The 18,554-nt window shown below is 31.1% G+C and carries 16 protein-coding genes; 7 read left to right on the top strand and 9 right to left on the bottom strand.

All coding sequences use genetic code 11. The features are described from left to right. Positions 1-43 precede the first annotated feature (43 nt). A complete protein-coding gene (locus tag L0U77_RS00775) occupies positions 44-463 on the bottom strand; it encodes a Rieske 2Fe-2S domain-containing protein (RefSeq protein ID WP_101917945.1) in 420 nt (139 codons plus the stop codon). 109 nt (positions 464-572) lie between these two features. On the opposite strand from L0U77_RS00775, the gene greA reads away from it, so the two are divergent. Next, positions 573-1,046, top strand: coding sequence for a transcription elongation factor GreA (gene greA, locus L0U77_RS00770; RefSeq protein ID WP_101917944.1), 474 nt, complete (start codon positions 573-575; stop codon positions 1,044-1,046). A 120-nt stretch (positions 1,047-1,166) separates the two neighbouring features. Continuing rightward, the gene (locus L0U77_RS00765; RefSeq protein WP_233861198.1) at positions 1,167-1,559 is read left to right on the top strand and encodes an HIT family protein; all 393 of its coding nucleotides are present in this window, start codon (positions 1,167-1,169) and stop codon (positions 1,557-1,559) included. 3 nt (positions 1,560-1,562) lie between these two features. Here the strand turns inward: L0U77_RS00765 and L0U77_RS00760 are convergent, their stop codons facing one another. Further along, positions 1,563-2,732, bottom strand: a complete 1,170-nt coding sequence (locus tag L0U77_RS00760; RefSeq protein ID WP_233898244.1) for a sensor histidine kinase — start codon at positions 2,730-2,732, stop codon at positions 1,563-1,565. A gap of 96 nt (positions 2,733-2,828) precedes the next feature. Between L0U77_RS00760 and L0U77_RS00755 the strand changes: the two genes are divergently transcribed. The 3 genes from L0U77_RS00755 to L0U77_RS00745 all read left to right on the top strand — a co-directional run bounded on the left by L0U77_RS00755 (position 2,829) and on the right by L0U77_RS00745 (position 5,520). Further along, positions 2,829-3,689 carry a flavin reductase family protein gene (locus L0U77_RS00755; protein ID WP_233900616.1) on the top strand — a complete coding sequence of 287 codons (861 nt, stop codon included), beginning with the start codon at positions 2,829-2,831 and terminating at the stop codon, positions 3,687-3,689. Positions 3,690-3,697: 8 nt separating this feature from the next. Beyond that, complete coding sequence (locus L0U77_RS00750; protein WP_101917940.1) at positions 3,698-4,063, top strand: DUF3127 domain-containing protein; 366 nt, start codon at positions 3,698-3,700, stop codon at positions 4,061-4,063. 548 nt (positions 4,064-4,611) lie between these two features. Then, the gene (locus tag L0U77_RS00745) at positions 4,612-5,520 is read left to right on the top strand and encodes an NYN domain-containing protein (RefSeq protein WP_233896963.1); all 909 of its coding nucleotides are present in this window, start codon (positions 4,612-4,614) and stop codon (positions 5,518-5,520) included. Positions 5,521-5,622: 102 nt separating this feature from the next. Here L0U77_RS00745 and L0U77_RS00740 read toward each other — a convergent pair whose 3' ends face one another. The 3 genes from L0U77_RS00740 to L0U77_RS00730 all read right to left on the bottom strand — a co-directional run bounded on the left by L0U77_RS00740 (position 5,623) and on the right by L0U77_RS00730 (position 8,223). Then, positions 5,623-5,886: a DUF1456 family protein gene (locus tag L0U77_RS00740; RefSeq protein WP_101917938.1), complete on the bottom strand. Its 264-nt coding sequence runs from the start codon at positions 5,884-5,886 to the stop codon at positions 5,623-5,625. A 62-nt stretch (positions 5,887-5,948) separates the two neighbouring features. After that, positions 5,949-6,578, bottom strand: a complete 630-nt coding sequence (locus L0U77_RS00735; RefSeq protein WP_101917937.1) for a YqaA family protein — start codon at positions 6,576-6,578, stop codon at positions 5,949-5,951. 76 nt (positions 6,579-6,654) lie between these two features. Then, a complete protein-coding gene (locus L0U77_RS00730) occupies positions 6,655-8,223 on the bottom strand; it encodes an NAD(P)/FAD-dependent oxidoreductase (protein WP_233883943.1) in 1,569 nt (522 codons plus the stop codon). A gap of 137 nt (positions 8,224-8,360) precedes the next feature. On the opposite strand from L0U77_RS00730, the gene aat reads away from it, so the two are divergent. Next, positions 8,361-8,984, top strand: coding sequence for a leucyl/phenylalanyl-tRNA--protein transferase (gene aat, locus L0U77_RS00725; RefSeq protein ID WP_233896967.1), 624 nt, complete (start codon positions 8,361-8,363; stop codon positions 8,982-8,984). 15 nt (positions 8,985-8,999) lie between these two features. Here aat and L0U77_RS00720 read toward each other — a convergent pair whose 3' ends face one another. From L0U77_RS00720 to L0U77_RS00705, 4 genes are all read right to left on the bottom strand, one after another. Continuing rightward, a complete protein-coding gene (locus L0U77_RS00720) occupies positions 9,000-9,329 on the bottom strand; it encodes a hypothetical protein (protein WP_233896969.1) in 330 nt (109 codons plus the stop codon). Positions 9,330-9,445: 116 nt separating this feature from the next. Beyond that, a complete protein-coding gene (locus L0U77_RS00715; RefSeq protein ID WP_233896973.1) occupies positions 9,446-11,407 on the bottom strand; it encodes a CocE/NonD family hydrolase in 1,962 nt (653 codons plus the stop codon). 487 nt (positions 11,408-11,894) lie between these two features. After that, a complete protein-coding gene (locus L0U77_RS00710; RefSeq protein WP_233896974.1) occupies positions 11,895-14,387 on the bottom strand; it encodes a zinc-dependent metalloprotease in 2,493 nt (830 codons plus the stop codon). 10 nt (positions 14,388-14,397) lie between these two features. After that, the gene (locus L0U77_RS00705) at positions 14,398-16,257 is read right to left on the bottom strand and encodes a M61 family metallopeptidase (RefSeq protein ID WP_233896976.1); all 1,860 of its coding nucleotides are present in this window, start codon (positions 16,255-16,257) and stop codon (positions 14,398-14,400) included. Between the two features lie 133 nt (positions 16,258-16,390). On the opposite strand from L0U77_RS00705, the gene L0U77_RS00700 reads away from it, so the two are divergent. After that, positions 16,391-18,526 (top strand): YgiQ family radical SAM protein, encoded by a 2,136-nt coding sequence (locus L0U77_RS00700; RefSeq protein WP_233896978.1) that lies wholly within the window; start codon positions 16,391-16,393, stop codon positions 18,524-18,526. Positions 18,527-18,554: the final 28 nt, after the last annotated feature.

Below are 18,554 nucleotides of genomic sequence, written 5' to 3'. Positions count from 1 at the left end.
AATAACAATCTAAAAGATAGCAGACTTATATTTAAGTGTATATTTAACGAGATATTCTTAATTGTGAACCGTTAATTTTGGTTACAAAATACATCAAAGCGTTGCAACCTTGCGTATCTATTGGCGAACCTCCTGAAATATAATTATACTTTTTTTCATCGCAAGGACATATAATTTCTACGCCGTTAAAGGTCATTAATGAGTTACAATTTCTATCAGGACATTGTCTATCGAAGGCTTTGTAGCTATTTCCTGTTCTAAAAATATAAATATCTCGTCCTTGTATGGTGTTTTGTGAACTACCATTTGGCACTAATAATCCTTGAAATTCAGGCAATGTTAAATCGATAATTGCATTGATTTCGATACCTCTAAAACAATCATTTACAGGTACGTTATCAGTACAACGAACAGTCGTATTTATGCCGATTATTAAAATTAATAAATAAAAAATAGTTTTCATTATTAAAAAATTGAGTTAGATGAGGAACGCTACGAATTTACAAATATTTTGTATATTTGTGAGACAATCTCATTCCATATCGGCATGGGATTTTTAAATTAATATAATTATGAGTGATATATCCTATTATTCGGCCGAAGGACTTAAGAAGTTAAAGGACGAATTGGTTCAATTAGAACAAGTAGAAAGACCGAGAGTTACACAAGAAATTGCAGACGCAAGAGATAAAGGAGATTTAAGTGAAAATGCTGAATATCATGCAGCTAAAGAAGAACAATCTCATTTAGAGTTTAAAATTGCAAAGCTTAAAAATGTCGTAGGAAGTGCGCGTATTATTGATGAAAGTCAGTTAGATTTATCTAAAATATTAATTCATTCGGTGGTTAAAATTAAAAATACGGCCAATGATATGGCGTTTTCGTACACGTTAGTTGCTGATTCTGAAACCGATGTTAGAAACGGGAAATTATCAGTAAATTCACCTATCGGAAAAGGATTATTAGGGAAAAAAGTAGGCGATATTGCCGAAATTAAAGTACCTAATGGTATTATGAAATTTGAAATTATGGAAATTTCTAGATAAGATTTTTTAAATATTTCTTTAAAAAAAGCGTTGCATCTAGCAACGCTTTTTTTATTTTTACGAATGTCTTTTTAATTATCATCTTGATAAAAAAAATATAACTATTAAATTCAACAAAACATGGCAAGTATTTTCACTAAAATAATTTCAGGAGAAATTCCTTCTTATAAAGTAGCAGAAAATGAAGATTTCATTGCTTTTTTAGATATCAATCCGAATGCAAAAGGGCATACGTTGGTAGTTCCTAAAAAAGAAGAAAACAAAATTTTTGATTTATCAAAACAAGAATATATCGAATTAATGGAGTTTTCGTATCGTGTGGCAAAAGCGATTGAAAAAACCGTTCCTTGTAAGCGTGTTGGAATGAGCGTAATCGGTTTGGAAGTACCGCACGTTCATGTACATTTAATTCCTTTAAATGCGATGGCAGATATTCAATTTAAAGAAAAAGTAACAGTATCCAAAGAAGAATTTTTGAATTTATCAGAAAAAATAGCGAGTAATTTTGAGTAATTATTAAATTTTATGAAGTGAAATTTCAAAAGTTGTTCCTTTATTAATGGTTGATTTTTGAACGATTATTTTTCCTTTATGATATTCTTCAACAATTCGTTTTGAGAGCGATAAACCTAAACCCCAGCCACGTTTTTTGGTGGTAAAACCAGGTTCGAAAATTTGTTTAAATTGTGATTTTTGAAGTCCTTTTCCAGAATCGGTAATGCTGATTTTTACCTGTTTTGGGGTTGCTGTAATCGCCAATGAAAGATTGCCTTTTCCTTGCATCGCATCAATAGCATTTTTAAGTAAATTCTCGAGAACCCAACCGTATAATTCAATATTTAAAAGTATCGAAAGTTGTTCTATATCCGAAGAAAAAGAAAAATGAACCTGTTTTGAACTTCTTGATTTGATATAATTAAACGTCTTTTTTGTTGCCTGAATAATATCTTGTTTTTCTAAAGTTGGTAGTGAACCAATTTTAGAAAATCGGTTAGCAATCGTGTTTAAACGCTCGACATCTTTTTCAATTTCAAGGATATATTCTTCATTTACATTTTCAAATCTTAAAATAGCAATCCAGCCTAATAATGACGATAAAGGCGTGCCAATTTGATGTGCCGTTTCTTTTGCCATTCCTGTCCAGAGCTTGTTTTGTTGGGCAACTTTACTTGATTTATACATCATATAAACGATGGTTACAAAAAGTGCTAAAATCAATAGTAAGGTTAATGGATAATATTTTAGTTTGTTTAATAAATCGGAATTTCGATAGTAAAAATATTGCGTAATTCCAAAATATTCAATCTTGATAGGCGCATTTTGCGATTTCATAATTGCTAATTGTGCTTCAAGATATGCAGGATTTTTAGCCTTAATCGTATCTAAATTTCGATATAAATCAATTGTACCATCTTTATTGACTAAAATTGTCGGAATATTTTCAATCGTTTGATATACTTTATTGATTAAATTCGTGTTTTCATTCAAATTCGGATTTGATGCTAATTCTTTAAAAGCAGTCGCAAAAATTTCAATTTTTCCGCGTTCTTCTTCCTTAAATTTCTGAAAAAATAAATACGTATTCCACAAAATTAGCGAAATCAATAAAAACGAAATAAAAATAATAATTCGTTTTATCCAATAAGAATTTTTTAAACTATTTTTAAAATTATTTTTTAAAATCATCAACCAAATATAAATATCTATAATAACTTATCTTGTGAAACGTTAGTATATTTACATCATAAAATAGAATATAAAATATAAAAATCAACTAAAAATATGCTGTCATTAAATCCTAAAGAATTATCCGTAGCCGAATTACATCGTTATTTATTAGGAGCGATTGCACCCAGACCCATTGCTTTTGCAAGTACTGTCGATGAAAATGGAAATCCGAATTTAGCACCTTTTAGTTTTTTTAATGTTTTTGGCGCAAATCCGCCGATGTTAATTTTTTCGCCCGCAAGAAGTGTACGTGATAATACCCAAAAACATACGCTCGAAAATATTGAAAAAACAAAAGAAGTGGTTATCAATATGGTAAATTATGATATGGTACAGCAAATGTCATTAAGTAGTGCCATGTATCCGAAAGGCGTAAATGAATTTGAAAAAGCAGGGTTTACCATGTTGCCATCTGATAGCATAAAACCCTTTAGAGTTGCCGAAGCTCCCGTGCAATTCGAATGCAAAGTAACCGATATTATTTATACAGGAACACAAGGCGGTGCAGGGAATTTAATTCTTTGTGAAGTAGTTAAATTACACATCAATGAAAATGTATTATCCGAAGATGGAAGTATAGATCAGTATAAAATAGATTTAGTTGCCAGGGCAGGAGGTAACTATTATTCAAGAGCAAGAAACGGCTTTTTTGAAATTCCAAAACCCATAAGAACACTCGGAATTGGAGTCGATAAAATACCCGAAAGTATTCGAAGTAGTACCATTTTAACAGGGAATAATTTGGGGATGTTAGCAAATGTATCAGAATTGCCAAATCAAGAAACTGTTGATAACTTTGCAAAAGAACATCCAATATATAATTCGCTTACAATTGAAAAAAAACATACATTTGCACAGCAGTATTTAAAAAATAATGATATAAAAAGTGCTTGGAAGGTACTTTTACTTAAATAAATAAGAATATGGAAGTTATAGGGAAAATTAAATTAATTAACGAAGCACAAACATTTGGAGCGAGCGGATTTAGAAAACGTGAATTAGTCGTTACCACTGATGAACAATATCCACAAATGATACTTATTGAGTTTGTACAAGATAAATGTGACCTTTTAAACAATTATTCAGTAGGACAAGACGTAAAAGTTTCGATTAATTTAAGAGGTAGAGAATGGATTAATCCTGAAGGAGTTGCAAAATATTTTAACGCCATTCAAGGTTGGAGAATTGAAAGTTTAGCACAAGCTACTTCTCAAAATACACCTCCTGTTGATAGTTTTCAACAAGCACCAGATTTATCAAATGATGCAGAAGACGATTTACCATTTTAATTTTTTAATTTAAATTTTTTGAAAATTTAGAAATTAAAGGAATTTATTTTATAAAAAGAGAAAGCAATACGCTTTCTCTTTTTTTGTTTTAGAGCCTGTTTAAATTTCATCTGAAAAAAAACATCACAGAAAAATAAGATATAGAATCCGTCAACCTGAATTTATTTCAGGTTCGCATCCTGATTTTCTGTGTTTTTTAGCTTTTTTTGATGATCCTTGTCGATTCGAGTGATTTTAATGACTAAAAGGAATTAAAATTGTATCGAGAATTTTAATTATTTTATGTTGATGGATTTTGATTGATTTTGACGCTAAAAAAAGTTCTCGATACAATTTTTTTGAAGGAAAAAAAATCACTCGAATTGACAGTTTATTTAATTTTTAAACAGGCTTTTAAAACTTAATGTTTTCTCTTTTATTTCTTCTCTTTCTTCTCTTTTTTCTCTTTCTGATGATTAATCACATTTTTTTAACAATATGATAGTTTAAACTTAAAGAACTTTTATAGTATGATTTGTAGATTGATTGAAAATTAAATAGGATAGTTTATGGAAAATAAAAAGATGAATATAGCCATGTTAATTGATGGTGATAATGCCCAAGCTAAATATTTAGAAAATATCATATCGGAAACATCAAAATACGGAAAAATCAGCATCAAAAGAATATATGGCGATTGGTCGAACGTACATTTGAAAAACTGGAAAGATGTATTAAATACTTTTTCTATAAAACCGATTCAAGAATTTGCACACACAACAGGTAAAAATGCCACTGATATCGCACTGGTTATTGATGCGATGGATATATTACATCAACAAAAAATAGACGCTTTTTGTATTGTTTCAAGCGATAGTGATTTTACAGGATTAGCCAGCAGAATACGTGAAAGTGGATTAACTGTTATTGGAATCGGTAAAGAACAAACACCAAAATCATTTGTAAATGCATGTGATATTTTCACTTTTACAGAATCGTTTAAAGAAGATCCTTCAATAGATAAATTGATGGAAATTTCAGCTAAAAAAGCAGCTAAAAAACTGGAGAAAAGCATTACACTAACCGTCAAAAAAAATAATGTAAAATCGAACGTAAAAGTAAGTTCTAAAGCAAGTTCTAAAGCAAATTTAAAAGAAAAGTTAAAGGAAAAATCAAGAAGAAAATCTAAAAAGAATAAGAAATCTAAAAAAACTATAAAAATAGATATCAATTTTCTTCGATGGGCTTTCTCAATGATTGAGCAAGAAAATGGCGTTGTTTTATTGAGTCAATTTGTTGAATCGGTTCGAAAACTAGATGCAAACTTTGATTCAAAAATATATGGATACAAAAATTTCAATGTTATGTTTAAAGCGTTAAAAAATGATTTTGAAATGATTTATCATAATGATAATTCAACTATTTCAATACGTGATAAAAAAGTAAAGACACTTCAAAAATATAAAAACGCTAGTTAATTTAAAATGTAACAAGCATTATAAAGTCTCCCAAAATAAAAAAACCTTCTAAATATTTAGAAGGTTTTTTTATGCTTTATTTTTGTGTTTATTCTGCGTACTTTATTTCGATTTTTCAGGTTCGACTTTTTTCTTTGCAGGCATCGGACCTCTTAGATGAATAATTAATCCGTTTAAGAAATTTCGAAGAATTTGGTCACCACATTCCATGTATTTAGGGTGTTCTTCATTTCTGAAAAGCGCTCCTAATTCTCCTTTAGAAACTTTAAAATCGACTAAAGCACAAATTTCAACAATATCGGTATCACGTAATTTGTGTGCTACTCGTAGTTTTTTAAATATATCGTTGTTTGATAAGCCTCCCATAATTTCGTGTAAATTTATATGAATTTGTGTAATTTTATATTTTGATGTTTATTTTTAAACGTTTAATTCACGATGCTAAAAATAGCCCAAGCATAGATAGCGAAACGTAAGAAACGAAATAATCCAAAAATAACAACATTTTTAAAAGGATATTTAATCATTCCTGCGGTTAAGCAACTAATTGCAAAAGGCAATGGTAATAATGCACCTACTAAAATTAAAATCCCTCCCCATTTACTGGTATTTTTCAAGTTTTTAGCCATTTTAACTTCTAAATAATTTCGTACAGAATTTATTTTTAAAGCTGCTCTTCCTATAAAATAGGCGGTTAATCCCCCAAGATACGATAAGGTTGCTAAAATTATTAAAATAACAATTGGATTGCTTGTTTTTTTCGACCAAGCAATAAAAATTTCTGGTGGAATTAAGCCTAATATTGTTTCAGAAATATAGAAGGTAATTAGGATTCCGAGTGTTGAAAAAGTTTCGGTTATTAGTTGTAAGCCGTCATTGATATTGTACACGTATTTATTGAATAAAAACACGCCTATTACAGCAATTACGATTGGCCAAAAAGCTTTTTTTAAGCTTTCCCAAATAAACATATAAAACCCTGTGCGATGATAATAATTATGCAAACGCTCAACATGTGGTTTATTTTTCTTTTTTTTTCTGATTTTTTTCACGTTCATTTATTAGATTCCAATTCTCTTATTCAAGATACAAAAATACGAGGTAATTACAGATAAATCAAACAAATATCGTTAATTATAAGTTAGCGATAGCGGCTTCAGCACAACGTTCTCCGTCCATTGCTGCCGATACGATTCCACCAGCATATCCGCCACCTTCTCCGCAAGGAAATAATCCTTGAATTTCAGGATGTTCTAGGTTTAATTTTCTAGGGATATTCACTGGCGATGAGGTACGAGATTCTACGCCAATAATATTTGCTTGTTCGGTATAATATCCGTTCATTTTTTTACCAAAAGCATCAAAACCTTTTCGCAATCTGCTTCCGATAAATTTTGGAAGTAGCGAGTGTAATGGTGCTGATGTTAAACCTGGTTGATACGAAGTTTCATTTAAGCTTGATGAGAATTTACCTTCTACAAAATCTGTTAAACGTTGTGCGGGAGCGGCTTGTGTTTTTCCGCCAGCATTAAAGGCTAATTTTTCTAAATCTTTTTGATATTGAAGTCCTTTTAGCGCACCATATTTTTCGTATTTATAAAGGTCTTTATCGATATTAATTTCAACAACAATTCCTGAATTAGCAAATTTGTTATTTCTACGAGAAGGTGACATTCCGTTTACTACAATTTCTCCGTTTGCAGTTGCTGCTGGTACAATAAATCCGCCAGGGCACATACAAAATGAATATACACCTCTATCGTTTACTTGTTGCACCAAACTATACGCGGCGGGAGGTAATAATTCATCTCTTTGTCCTGAACAGCTGTATTGAATTTGGTCAATAATTTCCTGCGGATGCTCTACCCGAACGCCCATTGCGAATGATTTTGCTTTTAATAGAATATTCTTTCGGTCAAGGAGTTCATAAATATCTCTTGCAGAATGTCCTGTTGCTAAAATCACTGAATTAACGGTCATTTCGTTTTCACTATTGCTTTTATTTTTTAATCGAATTGCTTGTATTTTACTACTTTTAATCACAAAATCGGTTACACGGGTATCAAAATGAATTTCGCCACCATATTTCAAAATATTTTCACGAATATTTTCAATAATTTTTGGCAGTTTATTAGTTCCGATATGTGGATGTGCATCAATTAAAATTTCTTCTGTAGCTCCATGATATACAAGGTTTTCGAATATTCTTCGAACATCGCCACGTTTTAAGCTTCGGGTATACAATTTTCCATCAGAATATGTTCCAGCGCCGCCTTCACCAAAACAGTAATTAGAATCTTCATTTACAAAATGTTCTTGATTAATGGCACGTAAATCTCTACGACGATCTTGCACATTTTTTCCACGTTCTAACACAATCGGTTTGTATCCTAATTCAATACAACGAAGTGCTGCATACATTCCCGCAGGGCCAAAACCAATAATATGAATTTCTTTGGCATTCGAAACGTCTTGATATTCAAAAACATATTCAGGTTTTTCTGGCAAATTTTCATTAATATATACGGCTACTTTGTAATTGAAAATAATTTCTTTTTTACGTGCATCAATAGATTTACGCAATACTTTTACCGTAGTTATCTCTGAAATAGCGATTCCTAATTTTCGAGAAGCTTTCTGTTTTAAAATATCAGTTTTCTTTTCTTCTATTAAATTAACGCGTAGTTGAAGTTCTTTTACCATTTTGCAAAATTATGGAAAATTGAATTGATACCTTTTTATTTTTGTAAGAATTATAAAAAATCAAGCTAAGGTTTTTATTTTTTGATTCGTACTGTTGATAACTACACTATATTTGTGGTGTTTATTAATATTTTGATATGATTTGGTTACCTAAAGAAATAGTATTTCCACCGTATGAATTTGCAAATGAAGAAGGTGTTTTGGCATTTGGTGGCGATTTATCGGCAGAACGTTTGGAGTTTGCGTATAAAAATGGAATTTTTCCATGGTTTAATGAAGGTGAGCCAATCGTTTGGTATGCGCCACCAGAACGCATGGTTTTATTTCCTGATGAGGTAAAAGTTTCAAAATCGATGAAACAAGTTTTACGTAAAGCAAATTTTGTAATTACAGAAAATAAAGCATTCCGTGAGGTAATTTTTAATTGCCGTCATATTCACAGAGAAGACCAATTAGGAACTTGGATTACCGACGATATGGAAAATGCGTATATCAATTTACACGATAAAGGAATTGCAAAATCGATAGAAGTTTGGCAAGATGATATTTTAGTAGCAGGTTTGTATGGTATCGATTTAAAAAATGGTGTTTTTTGTGGAGAAAGTATGTTTAGTAAAGCGAGTAATATGAGTAAAGTTGCGTTTATTCATTTGGCTAAAAACTGTGCATATAAATTAATAGACTGCCAAGTTCATAACGAACACCTAGAAAGTTTAGGTGCTCGTGAAATTGATAGAAGTGATTTTTTGGAGTTGTTGTAGTTATATTATAAAGGATTAAATAGTTTTTACTTGATTTGAAATTATATTTTCACATTTAACTAAAAAATCATTTTTAGTTAGTTTGGTTAAATTACTTACAATATCCCAATTAGTTTTTCTTCCTTTTAAACCTTGTGGTTTACCTGTTAATTTAGAAATATTAGGACTTGTATCAAAACCTTCTTCATCTAACATTGAAGTAATATTTTGTATTTTCATTTTTATAGAAGCTACTGAGCGGTTTGTTATTTTTTGAATATCAATTTCATCGATTTCTTTTTTTCCATATCTAGCGATATATGTACACAAAACAACTTCATCTTTAATATATAAATTTTTGGTCATAATTTTTTAGAAGCTAAGTTAATTAATAATTACCTACATAAAAACTAACTAAACAAAAAAACAAAACCTCGAAATAAATTACGAGGTTTGCTTAAAAAATGAGTGTTTTAAATTGATTATTCCAAAACAGAAAACTCAATACTAGAATCTGAAAAAACAGTATGTGTTTGGTTTTTGAAATCTTTTTTATCGGCTTTATAAATATTATCTACATAGGTTTGTGGATTCAAATCTATTAAAGGAAACCACGTACTTTGTATTTGAATTTGTAATTTATGTCCTTTTTTAAAGGTGTGAAAAACATCTTGTAATTTAATATTTACAGTTGTTTTTTTGTTAGGAGTAAACGGTTCAGGTTTTGAAAAACTATTTCTAAAACGCCCACGCATCACTTCACTACGAACCATCATGTGATAATTACTTAATTTTAAATGCGTTTGCATATCTTTATTATCATTTTTGATATCCGAAGGATGTACGTCAATAATTTTTACAATCCAGTCGGCAGCAGAACCTGTTGTTGCTACGTTTAATTTTGCTAAAATATCTCCTGCTAAAGTAAAATCTTCGGATAAAATTTCTGTTTGAAAAACCAAAACATCAGGTCTTCGAGCAGCAAAACGCTGATCATCGGTCATGTATTTTCTTGGCGTGAAAACTGTTTTTATATCTTCAGAATACGGAACAGGATGTTTTAAATCACTTACAAATGTTGTTTTTGAATTTCCTTTTTTAGTTTTCTTTTTATTGGTAGTTAATTCTTGATTTTCTGATAAGAAAAAGGCTTGTTTTTTTACACTTTTAGGAGGCCAAACATCGTATGATTTCCATTCTTTTTTTCCTGTATCGAAAACATAAGCCTCTGGTAATCCACTATTTTTTGAACCGTTTCCTTTTAAGAAATGATTAAAAAACTTCGTTTCAATATTTTTCTGAAATTTCAATGAAATTGAATCGCCAAAATAATAATTTCCAACGGTATTGGCTACTTTATTTCGAGACCATCCGCCGTGATCCCAAGGACCAAAAACTAAGGTATTGTAATTATTTGGTTGATGTTTTTCAATATTTTTATAGGTTTCTAAAGGACCGTATAAATCTTCGGCATCAAACAATCCACCAACAATCATCGTGGCTACTGTTGAAGGAACTCTGTTTAAATGTTGAATAATTCCTTTGCTTTGCCAAATTGAATCGTAATTAGGATGTTCAACAATTTCTTTCCAGAAAAAATCATCAATTTTGTTTTTATCATTAATAGTTTTAGACGCTATTTTAGCATCTAATTTATCATATTGAAAATATTCGTTTAAGTTTTTTAAAGGTCCTTTGTCTAAAAAAAACTGATATTGGTCTTGTGTTTTCATTTTCGGAAAAGAATACCAAGACGAATCTGTAGGTTGGTCTTTATAAGTTCCAAATAATGGAATTGCGTTAAAATAACTTAGTAAAAATGCGCCATTATGATGAAAATCATCAAAAAAGAAATCGCCAATACAAGCCTGTGGAGATGCCGCCTTTAATGCAGGATGTGCATCAATTGCTGAAATAGTGGCATAATGCCCAGGGTATGAAGTTCCCCAAGTTCCAACATTTCCATTATTGTTTGGCGTGTTTTTAACTAGCCAATCAATCGTATCAAAAGTATCGCTAGTTTCATCGGTTTGTTTAGCTGTTTTATTAGGAATGTAAGCACGCATATTGTCGTAAACACCTTCGCTCATCCAACGACCACGAACATCTTGATAGACTACAATATTTCCTTCTTTCATTAAAATAGGGTTAGGAGCTATTTTAGTTTTAAAAGTGTCTTTTCCGTAAGGTCGACAACTATACGGAGTTCGTTGTAATAAAATAGGATATGTTTTTGAGCTGTCTTTTGGCGAGTAAATAGTGGTGTGCAATTTTGCGCCATCACGCATGGTAATTTTCACTTCTTTTTTAGTGAAGTTATCTTTTACATACGTGTTTTTTATAGATGTTTTTTCTTCGGATGTTGCTGTTTTTACAGCATTTTTTGGTGTACAGCTACTTATTAAAAGTAGAAGAAATAGTGAAAATTTAAGAAGTAATTTCATGCGGTTTGGTTATTTAGGGAGTAAATATAAATAAAAGAAGTTGTATTGAAACCGATATTAAAAATCAGTTTCGATACAACTTCTAGGAAAGGTTTTAGAACCTGTTTAATTCATCTGAAAAAAATATCACAGAAAAATAAGGAATCGCATTCGTCAACCTGAATTTAGTTCAGGTTCGCATCCTGATTTGCCGTGTTTTTTAGCTTTTTTTTGATGAATTTTATATTAAAAAAGTTCTCGATACAATTTTTTTGAAGGAAAAAAATCACTCGAACTGACAGTTTCTTTATTGGTTTTTGCAATAAAATTAAAATAGGCTCTAAAAACTTTATATATTATCTTCTATATTTTAAAAGTATCTAAAAATCCCTAGCCCCGATTGAGCAATTGTTTGAGCTCTTTTTTGTTTTTTCTTTTTTAAAAAACAAAAAAAGCGAGTGCGGAAAGCGGGAAATAGCTTCAAATAATTTTAAAAGATAAAAACAGCTTATTTAGGATCTAAAATAGTATTTATTCTATCTAAAACATCTTGTAAATGATAACGAGAAATGTTGTTTTTAGCCACACTTAAAGCTCTTTTTGTATCTCTTTTTAAATTTTTTAATTCACCTCTAACAACAGGTTTAATATCTGATTGGCTAATATTTACCGCCGTTTGTTTAAAATATCCTCCGTTATTTGTTCCTTTTTGATTTTTAGCTTTGTTTAATAAAAAATCTAAACGATCTAAATACGCACGTTGTAAATTTCTACGATATGCATCAATGGATTTATTGGTGTATAATTCGCTCCAAATTCCTTTGCGTAAATCTTGCATCATATTTACAAGCGTGTAGGATTTTGCTCCGTTTAAAGTTTCGTTTTCGATTAAACGTGCCATTCTACCCGTTTTTAAAATACGATTTAAGGTTCTTTCTTGTAATTCGCCAATACGTTTATCGGCACCAGAAAATTGTACTTTATCAAAAATATTTTTATCTAATAACCAAGTTGGCGTTTTAAATAATTGCTCGTTTACAAATTTTAAAGCATTTTTTTGATGATTTTTAGGAACGTGTGTATATACAGCTCCATCTTGATTTGCAGTTTTGTAGTTTTCGTAAACACCACCAATATTAGAACTTACATGCCCCATATAGCGATTAAATTGCCCTAGTAATTGCCCGTACATGGTTTTTAATTCGTCGTAATTTTCGCCATCTTTAGTTGTCCATTTTTCTAAATTTGGTAAAATACGCTGAAGGTTTTTAATACCATAAGCACTTGCTTTTATAGCATCATCACCTAAATCTTCCGTTTGTGAACTTGGGTCGATAACATTTACAACTTGCTGATGTCCGAACCTATAAATAGGATTATCTGCTTTGTCAAGAATCCATTTATTTAAGGTTTTCTTTTCGTCTTTAGCCGATGTATTTACTATTGGACGGTATCCCCAACTGATAGCATATTTATCGTAAAGCCCAATATTTGGCATTAAAGCAACGCCTTTATCTTCAGGCTGCGCGATGTAATTAAAACGCGCATAATCCATAATTGATGGTGCTGTACCGTATTTTTTGGTAAAAGTTGCCGAACGTAAAGAATCCACAGGATAGGCTACTGAACTTCCCATATTATGAGGTAATCCAAGGGTATGTCCAACTTCGTGAGACGAAACAAAACGAATTAAACGTCCCATAGTTTCTTCTTTAAATTCCATGCTTCTAGCATCAGGATTTATAGCGGCAGTTTGAATAAAATACCAGTTATGTAATAAAGTCATTACATTATGATACCAGTTAATATCCGATTCTAAAATTTCACCAGAACGAGGGTCGCTTACATGAGGACCGTTGGCATTCGGAATTGGCGAGGCTAAATAACGCACCACAGAATAACGCACATCTTCAGGGCTCCAATCAGGGTTCTCTTCTTTGGTAGGCGCATCTTTTGCAATAATTGCATTTTTAAAACCAGCGGCTTCAAAGGCTACTTGCCAATCATTTATTCCTTGTTTTATATATTTACGCCATTCTTTTGGAGTCGCTCTATCGATATAATAAACAATTTGTTTTTTAGGTTCAACCAATTCTCCGTTGTTGAATTTTTCAATATCTTCATCTTTAACTTCTAAACGCCATCTATCAAGGTATTTTACAGATTTACTTTTTTGAGCGTCTAAACCGTAATCTGTTTGAGACCTTGCAAACCATCCTACACGCTCATCAAAATAACGACGTTTCATCGGTTTTTTAGGTAATAAAATCATTGAATTGCTTAATTCCATAGAAACTGAACCAACACTTTTATTAGAAGGCGGTGCGCTAGAAATGTATGTTTTTACGTGTCTAACTTCAATATTTTTAGGATAACTGCTAATGCGTTCAATATAAGAGCGCTTTGCATCCATTTTAGAAATTTTGTATTCTTTTCTGCTTCTTTGAGGGAAGCCAATCGCTTTTACATCGGTGTTAAATAAAGAAGAAACATCGATAACTGTTGCTGTTGAATCTTTGCTAAATGCTTTTATAGGAAAAGAGTATAAAATTGGTTCAAAATTAGAATTTACCACGGCTTTATGAACAGGAAGCAAGGTATCTGCTACGACATCATACGAAACAACTTTTAGTAAAATATTTTTTTGCTTTTTTTGCCAACGTAATACTTGTGTATTTTGTTTTCCGCCACCAAAACCGATACCGCTAGCTGTTTTAGCAATTCGAGTTACCATTAACATTTCACGATTAAGTAACGAATCAGGAATTTCGAACAAATACTCTTGCTCTTTTTGATGAACTTTAAATAATCCGTTATCCGTGATATGTTTTTTCGTAACGATTTTTTCGTATGGTTTTATAGCATCTTTATCAGGTTTTGGTTTTGCCGTGCTTATTTCTTTTTTATTCTTTTTCTTTTTGAACCATTGTGCATTTACTTCGGATGAAAAGCTTATAAAAACAACAATAAGAAGTAGTTTTGTGAGTGTTTTTTTTATCATAATGTTGAATTTAGTTTTTTAACCAAGCGTTTCTTAAAATCATTTTTTTGTTATCCGCAGATAATTTTTCAAGAACTAAACCAGTACTTTTAGTAGTTGGTTGTGTGTAATTTGCTGATAATTTTAAAAGTTTTCCGTTTCTAGTAACTTCCATCATTATTTTATCACCTTCTTTCCATTGCATTGTTTTTCCTAAAATAGGACGAATGTTTTCTAAAGATATTTTTTGATTATTCACACTTTCTAAAATATCACCAGCTTTAACACCTAATGCAATTAATGCCGAGTTTGTTCTGATAGTAAAAAATACTTTTTTAGTACTATTTACAGAAATAAAAGGTTGTCCTTTTGAGTCGATAAAATAGGCTGAATTTTCTTTTTTTGTTTGGTTTTTAACCCCTACTTTTTCAAAATAAGTAGTATAATTGATTGGCGTAGCTCCTTGTACATGATTTTTGAAAAATTCGCCAACAGCAGGGTAAGTCATTTTTACGATTTCAGTAATAATATTTTCATCTTTAAAAGCGTTGTTTTTTCCGTATTTTTTAGATAAATCTAACATCATATTTCGAACTCCGTACGTTCCGTTGCTTTCTTCTCTTAAAATAATATCCAAACACATACCAATTAATGCGCCTTTTTGATACACATTATTATAATTTTTAGCGTATTTAGGTTCTAAAATGTTTTTACTCATTTTAGTAAAAGACATGGCATCGTTATAATTTAATGAAGAAGTAATTTTTGAATTCATTTCATTAATAAATTCATCTTCAGAAATTAAACCTTGATTTACTTGAAAAAGATTGGCAAAATATTCTGTCATTCCTTCGTACATCCATAAATGTTCCGACATTTTTGCTTCGTTAAAATCAAAAGAATGAATTTCTTCAGAATGAACCGATAACGGAGAAACAATATGGAAAAACTCGTGTGATACCGTTCCGTTAATCATATTACTTGCAAATTGTTCTTTGCTCATTGTTTCAGGATATACTACCGTTGTAGAAGATCTATGTTCTAAAGCTCCATATCCTTGAAATTTATACATTTCTGGGTCAAATAAATAGACTAAAACATTGTATTCATTTGTAGTTTCAAAACCCTTTAAAAAGTTAGTTTGAGCAGTCATCATGGTTTTTAAAGCTTCCTTTAAATCGGTTGCTTTGTGTGTGTTGTTAGGCGAGTAAATAGCTAAATTCACTTCAATTCCGTTCACCGTAAAACTCACGTTATTAAGTGGCGCATACATAATCGGGTTGTCTGAAATTTCATCATATCGAGGAGCTAAAAAGACATCTTTACTATTATCAGTTTTTGACGTATTTTTATTGATTAATGATGAGGTTTCATATAAATGAGTAGGATGCGTGATAGAAATCTCATAAGGCAATTCTTTTTTATCATTAAAATACCCAATAAAACCAGGTAAATTTAATAAGAAATTTTTTCCTTCTTCAATATTCGTACCAGCCATTACATAAATTTTATGGTCTTTTTTTGAATCAAAAGTATCTTCTACCCAATAAGATATTTTATCCATATTCTTAGCATTGTTAATTTGCCAAGAATTTTCGTTTAGTTTTTTAACTGATAATTCTTTTCCGTTATAATCAACTGCTTTAAATTGAGAAACAAATTTTCCGTAATTACTCATTGCATAGGTTCCAGGAACAATTGCAGGAATGTTATAAATTATTGTTTCTTTTTTTATTTTCTTCGGATTTATTACAATCATTATTTTATCATCAACAACGGTATTTAAATCAATATTTACAGCAATAGTTTGAGCCTTGTTTTGAACCGATTTATAGGTGGAACAACTTGCTAATAAGATTAAGGAAATAACTCCGAGTATAATTTTTTTCATAATAATTTTTTTATAGATTTAAATAATAGTGCATAAGTATTCATTATTACCCAAATGTTACACTATTGTAGCATATTTAACATCCTTTTAAGAATTGTAATATCAGTAAAAAACGTTGTACCTTTGCAGCGGCATGGGAATAAGACGAGTTTCAGATTGGTTACCGACTACAAATAAGGAGGTTAAGTTAAGAGGATGGGAAGAATTAGATGTAATTCTCTTCAGTGGAGATGCATATGTAGATCACCCATCATTTGGTCCGGCAGTAATAGGGCGAATACTAGAAAGTTATGGTTTGCGAGTAGCAATTGTACCACAACCTAGTGTAAATGATAATTTACAAGATTTTGAGAAATTAGGAAAACCACGTTTATTCTTCGGAGTGACGGGCGGATGTATGGATCCGATGGTGAGTAATTATACGGCTAGTAAACGCCGTCGTGATAAAGACGCATATACACCAAATGGAGATAAAGGGTTTCGACCTGATTATGCAACATCGGTATATTCAAAAATATTAAAAGAAAAATTCCCTGACGTACCTGTTTTAATTGGTGGTATCGAGGCTTCATTGCGTCGTGTTACCCATTACGATTATTGGTCGGATAAATTATTACCAACTATTTTAGAAACTTCTAAAGCAGATATGTTGGTGTATGGAATGGGTGAGCAACCTTTACGAGAAATTGTAGAGTTGTTGCAAAAAGGGGTGCCGTTTTCGAGTTTAAAAACGATAAAACAAACCGCTGTTCTTATTGATGAGCATGAAGATGTTCCAAAGAATAAAAATTGGGAGGATGTAGAAATTAATTCTCACGAGGCTTGTTTGAAGGATAAAAAAACATTTGCATCGAACTTTAAAGTAATAGAGCAGGAGTCGAATAAATTATATGCACGTCGTATTTTTCAAAAGGTTGGGAATAAAAAACTAATGATTAATCCACCGTGTGCAACAATGACGGAAGGAGAAATTGATGCTTCTTTTGATTTGCCTTTTACACGATTACCGCATCCAAAATACGATAAACGTGGACCAATTCCTGCGTTTGAAATGATTAAATTTTCGATAAATATTCACCGTGGATGTTTTGGAGGATGTAGTTTTTGTACAATTTCTGCGCATCAAGGAAAATTTATTGCTAGTCGTAGTCAAGAATCGGTATTAAAAGAAGTCGATACCGTTACTAAAATGGATGACTTTAAAGGATATTTATCTGATATTGGTGGGCCATCTGCGAATATGTATCAGATGAAAGGAAAAGTGCAATCTATTTGTGATAAATGTGTGGCGCCTTCTTGTATTTCGCCAGTAATCTGTAGTAATTTAGATACTTCGCATAAACCATTAACAGACCTTTATAAAGCTGTTGATGCGCATCCGAAGATAAAAAAATCATTTATTGGAAGTGGAATTCGACATGATATGTTGGTTCCTGAATTCAATAAAAATGCAGACCCAAAAGAGTTAGATGCCTACACAGAAGAGGTAATGACGAATCATGTTTCTGGACGTTTAAAAGTAGCACCAGAACATACTTCTGATCCTGTTTTAAAATTAATGCGTAAACCTTCATTTAAATATTTTCATATGTTTAAAGAACGATTTGATCGCATTAACATCAAAAAGAAATTAAAATTACAACTAATTCCTTATTTTATCTCAAGCCACCCAGCGTGTGAAGATGAAGATATGGCTAATTTAGCTGCCGAAACAAAAGATTTAGGCTTTCAGTTGGAGCAAGTACAAGGTTTTACGCCTACGCCAATGACTGTGGCTACCGTAATTTATTACAGCGGATATCATCCTTATACGTTAAAACCAACAAAAACACCGAAAACAGCCAAGGAAAAGGAAGATCAACATCGATTTTTCTTTTGGTATAAAAAAGAAAATAAAGATTGGATTCGTAATACGCTGAACAAAGTAGGACGAACAGATTTACTTAAAAAATTATTACCAGAAAATAATTCGTGGAAAAAGAATACAGGTGCAAAAGATACTAAAAATACCTTTGATGATGCCGTTCCTTTTAATAAGCGAAAAAGTAAAAATTACCGATCGCCTAAAACAGCTGTAAAAAATAGAAGAGATACAAAAAGTGCTAAAAATCAATTGGATGAAAAAGTACCTTTTAATCAACGTAAAAATAAAAATTATAGAGCGCCTAGAGTAAACGCAAAAGAAAGCCAAAATAACGGTGGTTCTAAAACGGAAGCGAAAGAAACTAAAAAATACAGCGCTCCTAAAAACAAAAAAAGGAGAAGGTAAATTTGTTCTAAATTGTTTTTTTGAAAGA

The organism is Tenacibaculum piscium, from assembly GCF_021390715.1.
Lineage (GTDB): Bacteria > Bacteroidota > Bacteroidia > Flavobacteriales > Flavobacteriaceae > Polaribacter > Polaribacter piscius.
The sequence above is the reverse complement of the archived record's forward strand: the minus strand, read 5'-3'. Positions and strand labels throughout refer to the sequence as shown.